This is a genomic window from Pedobacter psychroterrae (assembly GCF_004331695.1).
Classification (GTDB): Bacteria; Bacteroidota; Bacteroidia; order Sphingobacteriales; family Sphingobacteriaceae; genus Pedobacter; species Pedobacter psychroterrae.
Genome location: NZ_SJSL01000001.1, coordinates 1,294,205 through 1,310,300 on the forward strand (window position 1 = coordinate 1,294,205; position 16,096 = coordinate 1,310,300).

The following is a 16,096-nucleotide window of genomic DNA, read 5'->3' on the forward strand; positions in this document are numbered from 1 at the left end:
TGCTAATCAATATATTCCATTAACGTTCGGAATGCAACGAACTGATTTTCAAATGCTTCATTGAGTTCAGCCTGTAACGCAGGAGCGAATCGCTCTTGGTATTCCTGGTATTCACCTATGTTTTCCGCAATGTACTGTGCACAGAAGGTGACTCCTTCATTTGGGGAATCCAGTACTTTAAGTAAGCGGTTTGACACGAACTTTCCGGTAGCCATTACTTTAGGAATATGGACTTCCTGCATCCATTCAAGCCAGCGTTCGGCGGCGGCATCTTCAATTATTAGGGTAACGTTGTATAATAACATATTGCAAATATAGGAACTAAGTGCCAATAATGTCTCCGCGGAGTTTTCTGAAACGTTTACGCGCCTCCGTCGTATGCATACTGCCAGGATGCTCATTGATCAACCGCTGGTACAATATTTTGGCCTGTTCCTCGTCCTTCAGTTTGTTTTCATAAATGTCTGCCAGGATAAACATGGCGTCATCGGTCCAGACGCCAGCTGCTTGCTGGTCTACCAGGGCCTTCAGGGCTTTTACTGCATTGTCGATATCATTGCTGTTGATATAGATCTTTGATTTTGCAATCAGGACATCATCATCCAGGCTGTTGCCGGGAAAGGCGATCGCGATGCTGTCCAGTTTTGCAAGGGCTTTGAGCGGCTGCTTCCTGAATTCGAGCATTTCGGCATCCGCATACATTTTTAGTGCATTGCTGTCCAGGGTGGATTGCAGATTATCGGAGATCAGTAAACTTAAGTTGAGGGCATCATTGGCAATCAGCTGAGAGGTAGAGGCCTTTAGTACATCAGCCTGTGATTTGGCATAGCTAAAATTACCCTGGTAAAATGAAAGTTTCGCAGAGCGGTAATGGGCTTCATTGCCTACAGGCTGAGCTTCAAATTGCCTTGCAACCTGCTCATAGATCAGGAAAGCTTCCCAGGGCTGCTGTGTCAGGATGTAGATGTCACCAAGTTCCAGTTTTATTTCACCGATGTCTTTACCGGAGATACCTGGTATTTTAACTGCTTCTTCCAGTGCTTTTTCTGCCTTTAGGGGGTCATTGAGGTAATAGGCCTGCAGGTTTGCCCATTTTTTTAAGGCAAACACGGTTTGCGGTGTTTTGCCATACTCCTCAATCAGTGCATAATACTGGGCAGCCAGATCTGTAATGGCAGCTTTATCGATCTGACCGGCAATGACCAGCTGGTATTTTGCATCGATCAGCTCAACCTTGGCTGGCAAAAAATACGGTCCCTCTTTGCCTTTGCTGATCAGGTATTCAAAAGCTTTAATGGCTGTAGTATATGCCTCATTGGCAAGGAAGGTATTGGCGGCATTAAATAATACAGCCCCGTCGTCTTTAGTCCGTTTATCCTGTGCTATCAGTTGCCTCAATGCAATTTCATATTCCTTTTGCTGCAGGTATTGCCAGATCAGCAGCTTGTTGTAAATTTCATTCTGAGGTTCCTTCTGTATTTTTTTTAGTAAGGCACCCTGCAAGATCTGGTAATCCGATTTGTCTTCCAGGATATTGGAAAGTACATTTTCTGCCTGAGGCAACAGCTCAGGCATTCCTCCCAAAGCATTCATGTATTCCTGGACCAATAGGTTTTTGTCTTTTTTAAAGCGGTAGATGCTCAGCAGTTCGTAGGTAAACAGTTTTTCATCATTAAAGATCTTCCTGGCCTGGACGAAAGTGGCCACTGCAAGGTCATAGGCCTGAAAGCTATAAAAGGTATTGGCGATTTCCCTGATCTTAAATTCATCCTTTGGTAAGCTATTGATCGTTTCCAGGTACATTTTATTGGCGGCATCTGTTTGCCCCCGTTCCTGGTAGATCCTTGCCAGTGCCATTTTGTAATGCTGGTTTTGAGGGAACTGCCTGACCAGTTTTTTTACCAGCTTCTCTGCCTCATCAAATTTCCCGATTTTGATCAGTGAGGTGTAATAAAGGTCAAAATAGGTGTCACTTTTTGTTTTGTCAAATAATTGCCCAAACAGGGTAGCCGCCTCCAGGTATTTGCCCTGCTGAAAATACTGAAATGCCAGTGCATTATCTGCATCAGTCTGGGCAAAGCCCGCCAGTTGCGAACAGCATAAGGAGATGATTAAAAATAATTTCTTCATCGGCATGGATCAAAGGAGCCTCTAAAATAACGTTTTAGAAGTAGATTTTATTTATTTTGCCACAATTTGCCACAAGATAAATACACTGTCGTATTTTAAATGTTACCTTAATTCACAATTTACACTCTACATGTTGCGTAGCTTTGTAAACTGGAGAGAAATATGACTGCATACAAAAAATATATATTCCTTTTTCTGCTTTCATTTGTTTTTGCCTGTTCGCAAAAACAAGGGGTACGGATCATGCCGATTGATGATTTTTTTAAATCTCAGGACAGGACTGCGTACCGGATTTCTCCAGACGGAAAGAACCTTTCGTATTTAAGAAAGGAAGGCAAAAACCAGAACCTGTATGTAGAGCTTATTGAAAGCGGAAAAGGTAAAAGAATAACCGAGCTGAAAGAAAAGAACATTATTTTTTACTTTTGGGTAAGTGACACGGAACTGGTTTATTATAAAGAGACGGATCCGGTTCATAGATTAGCCGATATCTTTATCATCAATAAAGAGGGGGAGAATGAAAGACAGCTGACCAATAACGAGAAAAGCAGCATAAGGGTATTGCAGGATCAGCTGATTGACGATAAATTTTTGCTGGTATCATCAAATAAAAGAGATTCAACAGTTTTTGACGTTTACAGGCTGAACGTCCGTAATGGTGCGATGGATATGGCAGCCAAGAACCCCGGGAATATTACGGACTGGATAACGGATTCAGAAGGTAAGCTGCGGCTGGCTACTACCAGCGATGGTGTAAATTCGACACTTTTATACAGAGAAAGGGAGAGCTTACCATTCAGGCCGATCATGACCAATAATTTTAAGACCACATTGAGGCCGATAGCTTTTTCCCATATTAAATCTAATGTTATTTTTGCTATTTCTGATGTAAACCGTGATAAGGCAGCCCTGGTAGAGATAGATTGCAGCACAGGAAAAGAAATAAAGGTGCTGTACGGCAACGATACCATTAATGTAACGGATGCGCAGTATTCGCGTAAAAAGCAGCGGATGTCGTTTGTGGTTTACGAGACCTGGAAGAAGGAGAAGCACTACCTGGATGATTCTATAAAGCTGCTGTACAATAATCTTGACAAACTTCTCCCAAAGACCGAAACAAGGATCATCGACAGGGATAAGGCTGAAAACGTATACCTGGTCAGGACTTTTACAGACCGCAATCCGGGTTCATATTATCTTTATTTTGCCGAGAAACAGGAGATCCGGAAACTGAGCGATTTTAATTCGGCCATTAAGGAAGCTGAAATGTGCGAGATGAAACCTGTAAGCTATACAACAAGAGACAGCATTACTATCCAGGGCTATCTGACACTTCCGTTAAATAAAAACCCCGAAAATTTACCAGTTGTTGTTTTGCCGCATAATGGTCCGGTAGGAAGGGACTTTTGGGGTTACAATCCTGAGGTTCAGTTTCTGGCCAACAGGGGCTATGCCGTTTTTCAGGTCAACTACAGGGGCTCTTCAGGCTATGGTAAGGCTTTTGTTGCCTCAGGATTTAAACAATGGAACTGTAAAGTTCAGCAGGACATCCAGGATGGTGTAAAATGGCTGATCGCAAAAAAGATTGCCGATCCTAAACGAATCGCCATCTATGGTAAGGGCTTTGGCGGATTCATTGCATTGAACGGGATTTCTTCAGGAAAAGGCATGTATGTTTGTGCTGCCTCCAATTCGGGAGTGATCAATCTTTTTACCTATCTGAAGTCTGTACCTCCCTACATGAAACCAAATCTGCAGATGTTTTATGAAGTGATAGGCAACCCGCTAACGGATGTAGACCGGATGCGGCAGTCATCCCCATTGTTCCAGGCAAACAATATCAATTCCCCGGTCTTAATTGCGCAGAATATAAAAGATCCGAATATCAATTCAGGAGAGACCATTCAGTTTGTTAAAAATCTTCAGAAAAGGAATGTAAAAGTAACGTACCTGGAAACTGATGGGGACACCTTTTATAGTAAAAATGATGATAGCCGACAGAAATTCTACCTCGCTCTGGCGGAATTTTTAGAGGTTAATCTCAAAAAGAAGTAAATTCAAGCTCATGCCTTCAGAGAAGAAAAGTGGTTACCGCAAGAATTTTTCTTTAATCCTTACTTTCATCAGTCTGATGCTGGTACTTTTTGTCCTGTCACTGCTTTTGGCATACAGGTTCAGTACCAAGTTTATAGAGAATGAATTTGTGTCTGAAAAAGTTAATGTGCTGGAGCAGAGTATAGAGCCATATAATGATTTCTTTCAGAAAAAATTACCGGAGGTTTCCTACTACAATGGTTACCTTGACTCTGCTACTGCTTCGCGTTTTGTAGACACCGTGCTGCTGGAATATCCCTTTGTGTCAAAAGTAATATTTTATGATTCTGAAGTTCGGAACACACCGGTGAGTGATGGGCTCAATACCGGTAAATTCTCTTTTGGTCCCAAAAGTATTTACCAGTTTGGCAGCTTCGTGCCCCAGGATTCAGTTGAGCTGTTTACCATCGCAAATACACATAATTTTGTAGTTGGCGATGATTTTAATGCACTGGCCATAAAGCTGGCTTCTTATATAGCCAGCCTTGATACCAGTAGTACACCCGCCCAGGACGAGCTTTTCAGCAATTTCAGCAATGTAAGGTCCAATAAGATCACCTATCTCAATATACCCCGGATAGAGGACTTAAAGACTTACAAACGCATGATGCGCAAAGATTTGAAACCACAGCCTGTTTACCAGCAGGATATGCTTTCCTTCCACCTTGACCCTTACAAAATAAAGATTACGAATACCAGGCCAAGGTTATATCAGTACATTAAAATTGAACCGCTTACCTACGATCCTTTAGATACCTCATCGTCCTACTTTACTACTGAGATCACGCTTCCCGGGCCATTTTCAGATTATAAACTCTATTTCATTTCTTCCCGGTCTTTTGTCGATAAAGAGATCCTGAGTTATTTTTGGCCAATAGCCCTGGCAATTTTAGTGTTCTATAGTATCGTAGTCCTGGTTGCGTTTTTAATATACCGAAATCTGAATATTAACCAGAAGATGTTTAAGCTGCAATATGATTTTATGAACAACCTGACCCATGAGTTTAAGACCCCGGTGAGTGTGATCAAAATAGCAGGCAATAATATCAGGAGCGCTACCGGACTTACTGACAGGGAATTAAAGCTTTATGGCAAAATACTGGATGAAGAGGCCGATAAGTTAAATGGCTTAATGAATAAACTGCTGGCCTTTACCCAGATAGAGAACAAGGCCATTCAGCTCAACCGCGATCAGATAAATATGGAAGATTTTATTGAAAGTACAGTAGAATCACATACCTTGAAACATCCCGATTTCAAGTTCAGCTATGAGGTTTCTGGCTTTAATTCATTTATCACAGATCCTGTGCTGCTGGGCAGTTTATTTGACAACCTGGTAGAGAATGCCTACAAGTATTCTCCGGCAGACCGCAAAAACCTGCACATCAGTGCCAGGCTGATAAAAGGGAAAGTGGTATTCAGATTTACAGATCAAGGAATCGGAATTCCGGCATCGGAAATTAATAATATCTTTAAGAAGTTTTTTCGCATACAAAATCAGTATAACCAAAATGGAAGCGTAGGCCTGGGTTTGGCTTTCTGCAAGGAACTGGTTAACTTTATGAACGGTGAAATCACGGTGAAGAGTAAGGTAAATAAAGGAACAGAATTTAAAATTGTACTACCATATACTGATTAATTATGTCTAAAGGAATAAAAATATTGATCGTTGAGGATGATGAGAACTTACGTTTTTTAGTTGTTCATCGCTTAAAGTCTGAAGGTTACGAAATATTGGAAGTAAGTGACGGTGAAACTGCGGAAAAGACAATAATGACTGAAAAGCCTGACATTGTACTTTTGGACTGGATGCTGCCCGGCAAGCAGGGTGCAGAGGTCTGTGAGGCAGTTCGCAAGCAGGGCTTCGATAATTTAATTATCATGATGACTGCCAAAGCCCAGGACGTAGACAAGATCGATGCCTACAATTTTGGGGTGTCAGATTATGTGACCAAACCGTTTAATATGGATGTACTGGTAGCCATGCTTGATAACAAAGTTAAGTTTATCCAGAACAGTGACCGTTCTGAGATTCACCGCTTTGCAAATATGGAGCATCACCCCAACATACATACCCTGTTCAGAGAAGGTAAAAAGATAGAACTGACCATTCTGGAAAATAGGATTTTACTTTATTTCTTAAGGAACCCGAACAAAGTAATCAACCGCGATGAACTGATGCTGGTAGTATGGGGATACAACTCTGACGTAAATACTAGAACACTGGATATGCACATTGTGCGCCTACGTAAAAAGATTGAGCTGAACCCGGATAATCCTCAGCTTCTGCAAACTGTAAGGGGAATTGGTTATCGTTTTAACCCAGGCTAAACAGGATCAGGACCAGGTATTGCAACAGCATCGTACCATCAAGGTAGAGGAAGTAATAATACTCATTCTTTTTGATGGTTGATTTAAAGATCAGCCATCCTGATAGGATCAGGGTAATTGTGAGCGCCAATATATCCTGATTAGTGGCTTGTCTGAACAGTAGCAGCAATACGAAATAGCCTATCAGCAAAAGCTGGCAAAATAAATATGCCTTTTTCTCTCCAAGCATCACCGGGATGGTCTTCAGGGCATACAGTTTGTCCTGAAAAAGGTCCCTGATGTCAAAAGGTACAGTAATGGCGGCTACAAACAGGAAGCGTTTGGCCACCAGCAATAGTGTTTCGGCAGATGAGATGTGGATCTGATAGCTGCGTTCCAGTTCGACTATAGGAAGTAACACGCAACTTACAGACCATACCATTGCAATCAGGAATAGTTTAATGCCTGGGATGTTTCTAAGTCCTATCTTTTGCTGGTTCAATGTGAGGAAGGGTACATTATATCCTATGGCGATCAATCCGGTAAATGCCATCAAAAACTGCGATTCGATACTCAAATACCACAATCCGAGCGGAATAAGGCAAAATATGGAGATCAGCGTAATTGAAATAATCAGCCTATGGTGGGAAAAGATCCACCTTACGCGTATATAAGGTGAGTTTTCAGGGTTTTTTGGCTTAGCAAGCAGCATGCTAAAGTTGTACAGGCCAATCGTAGCAAAAAAAGTAAAGGCCAATACATATCTATCGGGTTCGACGTGCAGTAAATGGTAAGTAACCAGACATTGTGCTACCGCACAGATAGCAATAAACAGGTTGCTGAAAAGCAGAAAATCCAGAATAGAGAGCAATACTTTTTTTAGCATTGGCAGCAGCGGATATTTAAGCCCGCTTTAATTCAAATATCGTGATTTCCGGTAATATTCCAACACGCCCCGGATAGCCTAAAAATCCATATCCCACATTTATATACAGCTGCTGGTTTTGTTCAGTGTACAATCCCGCCCATTCTTTGTAAATATACTGGACCGGGCTCCACTGGAAGTTTTCTGTCCTTACGCCAAACTGCATTCCATGGGTATGGCCACTGAACATGGCATCTATCTGTGGGTATTTTTCCAATACCTCTCCGCGCCAATGGGAAGGGTCATGTGAGAGCAGTAATTTGACAGGTAGGTCATCCGTGTTTTTTACAGCTTCTTCCATTTTGCCATATTTAGGGAAACGGCCCATGCCCCAGTTCTCGATACCGAGTATACCTATCTCTTCATTACCGATTTTAATGCGTCTGTTCTCATTGATCAGCAGGTCCCAGCCCATCCGTTTATGCGTGCTGATCAGATCCTGAAGGTTTTTTACTTTAGCAGGCGAAGATTCCCCGCCAAAATAGTAATCCCCGTAGTCATGGTTGCCCAATACGGAGTATACCCCCAACGGGGCTTTTACCTTAGCAAAGATATCCTGATAATCACGCATTTCATTGGCGAGGTTATTCACCAGGTCGCCGGTAAAGAAGATCAGGTCAGGCTTTTCCCCCAATAGCATTTCTATTCCTCCAAGCACCGCTTTCTGGTTGTAGAAGCTTCCCGAATGAACATCGGTTATCTGTCCCAGTTTGATGCCCTCAAAAGCCGCAGGCAAGTTAGGCAGTACCAATGTTCTTCGCTTTACTCTGTAGTCGTAAGCACCACTTGCAATACCCCATGACAATGAAGTCAATGGGACAGCAGCAGTGATCAGTCCGGCTTTAATGATAAAAGCAGAACGGCTTATTGGCGCTGCAGTCTGGACTTGTTGATTTCCTGACACTTTAGTAAGAACTTGTTTTTTCCTGCCGGTAGTCAATAAAATGAACAATCGCCTCAAGTCGTCGATCAGTAAAAACGGAAGCATGACGATCTTGCAGGTAACGGTTAAGAAGAAGGCCACCAGGATCACTGAACGCAGGCTCAGGAACAGGTTTGCATAAATAGCAGTAAATACACCTATAACAAGCAACAGCGTATACCCCCACCACAAAACTGCAAACCATTTTTTGGTATTGGGTTTCCAGTTCTTAAAAACACTTAAAATAGCCCTGAAGCAATAATAATCAAAAGCTAAAAGAAAAACAGAAAGGAGTATCAGTAAGGGTAATCGGCCCATTTAATCGAGTTTTTATGTGGTTTATCGGAGGTCAAAGTCATCATCGTCATCATCCAGGCTTGCGCTAAATAGACTGTCAAACATATCTGAAAACCCAAATCCCGACTGAAGGTACTTCTTACTCAGCTGCGAATATTCTGCCAGTCCGTGCAGCACGAATTCCATGAGTACCAGTGTTTGGTTTTCACTTAGTTTAGGGTGAAACTTCTTGATCAGGTCGTACAGCCCTGTCACCTGCATAAGTGCTTTTTTATATTTTGCCGCTGTCAGAGAATCAGAAAGATCAAGTGTATTTCCTTCTGTGAACCAATCCGCAATAGCTGTATAAGGATTGGCAGATTTACTTTTTTTAGCTTTTTCAGGATCTGGGAAATAGCGGGAGAACAAGGTTTTGATGGCCTTACCGATTAAGGTGCCCGCTACGTTGGCCGGCCCTTCCAGTTCACCCTCATACACCAGTTCAATTTTACCTGTTATCGCCGGAATGATCCCCGCCAGGTCTGAAAGCCTCACAAATGTAGTTTTCTCCCTGTTGATCAGCATGCGCCTTTCTGCTGTGCTTACCAAATTCTCATAAGCAGAAATCGTCAGTCTTGCTGAAACACCGGATTTCTGGTCTATGTATTCACTTTTCCTTGCCTCAAAAGCTACCTGCTCTACCAGGTCTTTCAAAAGACCATCTACTTCGATATTTTCCCGCTGATCTTCAGTAATCCGTGCTTCCTGAAAAGTGATCTTTCTGGAAATCTCAATGGTCTTAGGATAGTGGGTCAGGATTTGGCTTTCTATACGGTCTTTTAGCGGCGTTACGATAGATCCCCTGTTGGTATAGTCTTCAGGATTGGCTGTAAAAACAAACTGCACATCCAAGGGAAGGCGTAGTTTAAAACCCCTGATCTGGATATCTTTTTCCTGGAGCATATTGAAAAGTGCTACCTGTATCCGTGCTTGCAGATCGGGAAGTTCGTTGATCACAAAGATGCTGCGGTGCGCACGCGGGATCAGTCCGAAATGGATCACTCTTTCATCGTTATAGGTCAGTTTTAGTGTAGCAGCCTTAATAGGGTCCACATCACCTATCAGATCGGCCACTGTCACATCAGGTGTGGCAAGCTTCTCCGTATATCTTTCAGAGCGGTGCTGCCAGCTTATCGGGGTATTGTCGCCATGAATGTTTATCTCCTGTTTTGCATACCAGGAGATCGGGTTGAGTGGATCATCAAAGATTTCGCTTCCGCTTACGTACGGGATATATTCATCCAGCAGGTTCACCATTAGTCTTGCAATCCGTGTTTTTGCCTGCCCGCGCAGCCCGAGTAAGAGTATATTGTGACGGGATAAAATGGCAGTTTGCAGTTCAGGTATCACTGTTTCGTCATAACCCAGGATACCATCAAAGCCTGCATCCTTGTTTTGCAGTTGTATGATCAGGTTTTTTCTAAGCTCTTCTTTTACCGAAAGCGAGGTATAGTTGGCCGCTTTTAACTCGCCAATTGTTTTTATGTTGATGTGATCCATGTATTATCTTACGGTTTTCCTTCGGTTCTTAATGTAATCTTCAAAAATATATTCTCCTAATCCAGTCAGAGAGCTATAAAATGCTCTTCCTCCATTTATCTGAGTAAATTCCCTTACAAATTGCTGCAGGTATGGGTCCTGTGCAATCATAAAAGTAGTGATCGGGATATTGAGGCGTTTGCATTGCGCAGCCATGTTAAGTGTTTTGTTGATCACTTTTCTGTCTAGCCCCATGCTGTTTTTATAATAGGTGCCATTGGGTTCTTTGAGGCAGGTAGGCTTGCCGTCAGTGATCATAAAGATTTGTTTGTTATGTGTCTTTCTGCGGCGTAGCAGGTCAGCCGCGAGTTCCAGTCCGGCGAAAGTGTTGGTATGATAAGGTCCAACCTGCAGATAGGGAAGGTCTTTAATGGTAATGGGCCAGGCATCATTGCCAAATACCACAATGTCAAGCGTATCTTTAGGATAACGTGTTTTTATCAGTTCAGCCAATGCCATAGCGACTTTTTTTGCCGGTGTGATGCGGTCTTCCCCATACAGGATCATAGAATGGGATATGTCTATCATCAATACTGTAGAAGTAAGGGTTTTATAATCCTTTTCTTCCACTTCCAGGTCGCGCTCTGTCAGGGTAAAATTATTGATCCCGTGATTGATCTGCGCATTTTGTATAGATGCAGTGATGTCTATCTGGTCCAGACTGTCGCCAAAAGCAAATTCCCTCCGGTCCGCATTCTTTTCTTCCCCTACTCCCGAAATATTGGTATTGTGATTACCCCTACCAGCCTTTTTAAGCTGACCAAAGATTTCTTCTAAAGCCGACTTACGTATGGTCTGTTCCGTTTTGGCAGTGATGCTTGTCTCGCCACGCTCATTTTCTTTGATGTACCCTTTTTCTTTCAGGTCATCAATAAAATTGCCCATGCCGTAGTCATTGGTGCTGAACTTATATTTTTTGTCCAGTTCATTCATCCATGATAAAGCCTCTCCCGCGTCACCGGCTGTATAATTCAGCAGTTGGGTGAAAAGCTTTAGCATCTCATCAAATCCGCCTTTCGGCAGATCATCAGGCAGGTAATTGGAAAATTGGAAACCCCTCATATATTCATGATAAACGAATTATCGAAGTTAAAAGTTTGGGAGCTGAGTAATGTTATCCCCCTGTCAAATAAAGCTCCTTATTTAGGGTCGCCCTGTGCCAGTGCCCTGTTGGCCCGGCGTACAGCAAGTCGCTCCCTCCATTGGGCATAAGGCGCTTTGAAAGCCATTTTCAATACACTGTCCAGACCACCTTTGATAGCCAGGTTGAATACACTTTGTATCTTCCTGCCAAGCGATGCATCCCATGCCCTGAGACTTAGTGAGAAAGAACCGTCCAGGTATTTCATCCAGTGCCACATACCGGTTGGCATAAAAAGGGTGTCGCCATGTTCCAGAAAAACCTCATATCCTTCTACACCTTTCAGTGCAGGGAATTTCTCAAAGTCGGGATTGGCCACATCATAATCTTCCAGTGCATAGGTAGCATTCGGGATACAATACAAGCGTTTTTTCCATTTATTGTCGAACAATATGATGTGCTTTCTTCCGCCAAAATGGGTGTGGAACAAGTGGGGAAGGTCTATGTCGTAGTGTAAAAAAGTAACAGAATTAGAGCCTCCAAAGAACATTGCAGGCATGCTTTCAATAAAGCCGCCCATCAGGTCTTTAGGGATCAAGATGTCATTTACCAAGTCAGGATGGTGCTTAAACAGATTGAAGAAGAATATTCTAAGTTCAGTTGGCTTAGATTTGATCAGATCCAGGTAATCCCCAAAGCGCATATTAGCTACCGAAGCATTGATCGGCTTAGACGGGTCAGCTTTTGAATTGTCCATCAGACTTACATTTACATCACCGGCTATCTGCTTTAAATAGTCTGTCGTCCATTTTTCCCTGGCAGGCCATGACTTGGTAAGGCCCTTAATGATCAAAGGTCTTCTTGCGTCTAAATAGTTTTTCTTAAAATCAGCAGGGCTGATGCTTTCCACGGTATCTACCGGCTTTAAAATAAAGCTCATAATATTCTGATAAGATACCTAGTTAACGGCTACGTGCCTGTTAACCGATCTTATTTATCAGCAAATGTAAATTAAAATCTTAACAGTTACGTAACGTGCGATGGAGTTCTGAATACGTGTATAGTCCGGACTCGATTAAGTCTTTTTGAGTAATACGGGAATAATTTATTTAAATCTAAAGATGGATTTTATAAGATCAGAATGGCTCCTGCCTTTACAATGCTTTAAAGGTTCCTTTCCTGCATTTTTACTAATTCCGTTCTTGCATCTGACAGCGGCTTTTTGTACTCTGGATTTTTCATTAGCAAAGCAATCGCTTTATTCTGGTTCAATATGGCCTCGTCAAACAAGCCCATCCTATAAAATATGTGCGCCAGCGTATCATAGTAAGCAGGATCGGGATCTATTTCTATCGAACGCAGGCTCCAATGCATTGCCTTTGTCAGGTAGTTTTTATTTCGGGTACCCATGGTATAAAAGTCCCATGCTATGCTGTTTAGCGCGTTTGCAGTCATGCTATTGGTTCCGCTAATAGTTACCGTCCTTGTTACGACCCTGGTTACGTTTTTGCCTGAGGGTGGAGTCCGGACAGGCTTTTTATTCGCCAGGGTTCTTGAGGTTTTTATACTCGTATTCATTTCATCGCGGGCCTCCTGATTTTTAAGGGCAAGCTTTCTCAGGGAGTCGACATTTTGCCCCATATATGACTGGTCGTAATGATAGGAAGCGGTAGAAAAATAGTTGGCGGTATCATTTACCGCCTTATAGAAAGCCAGTGATTTAAGCGTAGCCTGTTCACTGCCTTCCTTATAATTCCTGATGTGTATGGCTCTTATAAAGTTGTTTAGATTATTGAGCATGTTGTAATCTTTTTTTGCCACTGCAGCGTTGAAAGTGTTTGAAATGATCCGGTTATTTATGTCAATCCGTTCCTGAGGTGGTTCATTCTTATAGATGCTATCCGTGATTTTTAAATTGGTATAAGCCAGTTTATAAGCTTTGCCGTAGGCCAGTGGGCCGGTCTGTAGGATGAAAAGTACCTCTTTATAGTTATCAAGTTGACCAACGGTTAAAGACTCAACATAGCGGTCAGCCAGTTCTGAATTATCAAAAAGGCCGGCCTTTATTCTCATTTGTACATAATCTTTCAACTCTTCTATGCTTAGATTTCCTGCCTTGTGCTTTTGCTCGTATGCAGAAAGAGATTTGCCAGACTTAAAAACATCAAGCGCTTCCTGGCCATACGCTATAAACTCGTCAGAAGACATAGCTGCCCGGGGAGCTTTAAAGACAAGTTGGCCCTCAGCATTTAGAAAAAACAAAGCCGGGTAACTGTTTATTTGGTATCGGGCCAGATAGTCTGCAAATTCAGGGCTGTCGCTCGTTATCAGATAGTTTACGAAGTTTTTATTATAGAAATTTGCAATTCTGGGCTGGTCAGATATTCTACTGACCTTCATATCCATTATCCATCTGCTTATGCCAGCGTGCACAAATACCAGCATTTTGTCCGCACTTGCTTTTTCCAGGGCTTCTTTAATCGTTTTTTGATACTTGATTTGAGCGAAGGAGCTGATCGAGATGAGTAGTATAAGTTTGGTAGCCCAAAAGATTCTAAACGAGCGTTTCATGTATATCTGGTATAAGTGGTTTATCTATTAGTTATTGCAAGATATAAATTTTTCTCTTGTCAGTGCTTGATATTTTTCCCTGAAGTTTACTTTCATTAATCAGTAAACTACGCTGGATGGATCTGAGCCTAGCCAGGAAATTGTTAGCCCTGTTATTAATCCTTTTCCTGCTTCGGTTGTCATACCTGTACAAAAAATATTCAAATACCCTGTTTATGAATACATCACTCAAAATCATCAGATCGTTCGTTATCCTTTTTTGCGCGACGTTGCTGTTCTCTTCTTTTCAGAAGGAAAGTCTGGCCAGCCTCATTTTTCCGTTTAAACAGGCCGGGCTTACTGAGCGGGAGGCGGCAGCCCACTTGCTCAGCAGGTTTACCTATGGCGCCAGACCTGGAGAGGTGGACAAGGTGCTTAAGATTGGGCTTGAAAAATGGTTTATCGGGCAATTGGAAGGGAAATATTCAGACAATGAGCTTGACAAATTGCTTAGTGAGTATCCCGACATCAACCTGACCAATACGGAAGTAGAAAACAAGTATCCAAGGCAAGCAAAGATCGTACGGATGGCTATAAAGGATGGTGCGGTGAATAAGGATTCGGTAAACAAGGGCGATCAGAGGCTTTATCGTCAGCAGCTTAGGAATTATATGGCCGAAAAAGGACTGAAATCACAGACCGAGCTTACCCGTCAGTTCATTAATCAAAAAATACTCAGGGCAGCGTACACTGAAAATCAGATGCGCGAACTGCTTACCGATTTTTGGTTCAATCATTTTAATGTATCACTTACTAAAGGGCAATGTGCTTCTTTTGTGCCGGCTTTTGAAAGAGATGTGATCCGGCCGAATGTGACCGGAAAGTTTGAAAACCTGGTACTTGGAACTGCCAAATCACCAGCAATGCTGATCTATCTGGATAATTTTAACAGCACCGGTAGTCCGGTTGCTTCCGCTGAAGATACAGGTATGATGATGGACGCAAAAAGACCCAAAGTAAAGAAAGCCCTGCAAAATAAAAAAGGGGGCCTTAATGAGAACTATGCGCGGGAAGTAATGGAGTTGCATACCCTCGGTGTGGATGGAGGATATACGCAGAGCGACGTGACACAGGCAGCCAGGGTGCTTACTGGCTGGACACTTGCGCCTATGGCAGAAGACGGTTATGGCTCGGGCATGAAGAAAATACTTGATCAAGTTAGTCCGGAAAATCTCGCCAAAAGAGGCTTCGTACAGGAAGGAGACTTTCTTTTTGTACCTACCCGTCACGACAACGGAGAGAAAACAGTGCTGGGCAAGAAGTTTGCGGCCAACAGGGGTTATGAAGAAGGGGTTGCGCTGCTTACGATGCTGGCAAAACATCCTTCGGCAGCCAAATTTATATCGCGGAAGATTGCGGTCAGGTTTGTAAATGACCAGCCCTCTCCAAAACTAGTAGAGCGGATGGAAAAAACGTTTAGCACTACGGGCGGAAACATTAAGGAAGTGATGATCAGTATGGTTACTGCACCTGAGTTCTGGCAGAAAGAAGCCTTGCGGGAAAAAACAAAATCCCCTTTCGAACTGGCGATTAGTGCTGTCCGGGGACTGGATGCCGACATCAGCCAACCTTATCAGTTGTACACCTGGATCAACAAAATGGGACAAAAGATGTACTTTTATCAGGCACCTACAGGTTTTCCAGACAGGGGGCAATACTGGATCAATACAGGTTCACTGCTAAACCGGATGAACTTTGGGTTGGCACTTGCTGCTGAAAAGATACCTGGGATAAAAATCAACCTGATTGCCTTAAATAACAACCACGAGCCGGAAAGTGCAGAGGCGGCATTGACTACCTATAGCAAACTGGTAATGCCGGAAAGGGATCTCACAAAAACAGTAGCACGCTTGAAGCCCATGCTGAACGATCCTTCGCTAACAGAAAAAATAGCTAATGCTGCGGAGAAAACCCCGGCCCCCCAACCTAAGCAAACCGAGATGTCTTCACAAGAAGAGGTGATGATGGGTGGTACGACTATGGAAGACATGAGGAATCCATTGGGAAAGGTTAAGAAAATGCCTGGTAAAAATAAAAAGGGCAAGATGGAAAAGCAAAGTGTGCAGGCAGTAGCGGGCAATAATACCATGCTGGCACAGGTAGTAGGGGTGATTATTGGATCACCAGAATTTCAACGTAAATAGAGATC

12 protein-coding genes are annotated in these 16,096 nt (G+C 42.8%); 4 read left to right on the forward strand and 8 right to left on the reverse strand.

What is annotated here, in order from left to right; translation table 11 throughout:
* Window positions 1-2 precede the first annotated feature (2 nt).
* Together EZ437_RS05705 and EZ437_RS05710 are read right to left on the reverse strand one after the other, a co-directional pair.
* Window positions 3-305, reverse strand: a complete 303-nt coding sequence (locus EZ437_RS05705; protein ID WP_131594110.1) for a DUF4286 family protein — start codon at window positions 303-305, stop codon at window positions 3-5.
* A 16-nt stretch (window positions 306-321) separates the two neighbouring features.
* Window positions 322-2,130 carry a tetratricopeptide repeat protein gene (locus tag EZ437_RS05710; RefSeq protein ID WP_131594112.1) on the reverse strand — a complete coding sequence of 603 codons (1,809 nt, stop codon included), beginning with the start codon at window positions 2,128-2,130 and terminating at the stop codon, window positions 322-324.
* 162 nt (window positions 2,131-2,292) lie between these two features.
* On the opposite strand from EZ437_RS05710, the gene EZ437_RS05715 reads away from it, so the two are divergent.
* From EZ437_RS05715 to EZ437_RS05725, 3 genes are read left to right on the forward strand one after another with little or no spacing between them, the layout of a single operon-like run.
* Window positions 2,293-4,185, forward strand: coding sequence for a S9 family peptidase (locus EZ437_RS05715; RefSeq protein WP_131594114.1), 1,893 nt, complete (start codon window positions 2,293-2,295; stop codon window positions 4,183-4,185).
* A 10-nt stretch (window positions 4,186-4,195) separates the two neighbouring features.
* Window positions 4,196-5,863: a sensor histidine kinase gene (locus EZ437_RS05720; RefSeq protein ID WP_131594116.1), complete on the forward strand. Its 1,668-nt coding sequence runs from the start codon at window positions 4,196-4,198 to the stop codon at window positions 5,861-5,863.
* 2 nt (window positions 5,864-5,865) lie between these two features.
* Window positions 5,866-6,555, forward strand: a complete 690-nt coding sequence (locus tag EZ437_RS05725) for a response regulator transcription factor (protein ID WP_131594118.1) — start codon at window positions 5,866-5,868, stop codon at window positions 6,553-6,555.
* Here the strand turns inward: EZ437_RS05725 and EZ437_RS05730 are convergent.
* The 6 genes from EZ437_RS05730 to EZ437_RS05755 form a co-directional block, all read right to left on the reverse strand.
* Window positions 6,542-7,420, reverse strand: coding sequence for a UbiA prenyltransferase family protein (locus tag EZ437_RS05730; RefSeq protein ID WP_131594120.1), 879 nt, complete (start codon window positions 7,418-7,420; stop codon window positions 6,542-6,544). The two genes, EZ437_RS05725 and EZ437_RS05730, sit on opposite strands and share 14 nt — an antisense overlap.
* A gap of 16 nt (window positions 7,421-7,436) precedes the next feature.
* Window positions 7,437-8,699 carry a metallophosphoesterase gene (locus EZ437_RS05735; protein ID WP_131594122.1) on the reverse strand — a complete coding sequence of 421 codons (1,263 nt, stop codon included), beginning with the start codon at window positions 8,697-8,699 and terminating at the stop codon, window positions 7,437-7,439.
* Between the two features lie 21 nt (window positions 8,700-8,720).
* On the reverse strand, window positions 8,721-10,217 hold the full coding sequence (locus EZ437_RS05740) for a sigma 54-interacting transcriptional regulator (protein WP_131594124.1): 1,497 nt from the start codon (window positions 10,215-10,217) through the stop codon (window positions 8,721-8,723).
* A 3-nt stretch (window positions 10,218-10,220) separates the two neighbouring features.
* On the reverse strand, window positions 10,221-11,318 hold the full coding sequence (locus EZ437_RS05745) for a vWA domain-containing protein (RefSeq protein WP_131594126.1): 1,098 nt from the start codon (window positions 11,316-11,318) through the stop codon (window positions 10,221-10,223).
* A 77-nt stretch (window positions 11,319-11,395) separates the two neighbouring features.
* Entirely contained in the window at window positions 11,396-12,277 is an 882-nt protein-coding gene (locus EZ437_RS05750) for a cupin-like domain-containing protein (protein ID WP_131594128.1), read from the reverse strand.
* A 224-nt stretch (window positions 12,278-12,501) separates the two neighbouring features.
* Window positions 12,502-13,908, reverse strand: coding sequence for a hypothetical protein (locus EZ437_RS05755; RefSeq protein WP_131594130.1), 1,407 nt, complete (start codon window positions 13,906-13,908; stop codon window positions 12,502-12,504).
* 215 nt (window positions 13,909-14,123) lie between these two features.
* Between EZ437_RS05755 and EZ437_RS05760 the strand changes: the two genes are divergently transcribed.
* The gene (locus EZ437_RS05760) at window positions 14,124-16,091 is read left to right on the forward strand and encodes a DUF1800 domain-containing protein (protein WP_131594132.1); all 1,968 of its coding nucleotides are present in this window, start codon (window positions 14,124-14,126) and stop codon (window positions 16,089-16,091) included.
* Window positions 16,092-16,096 lie beyond the last annotated feature (5 nt).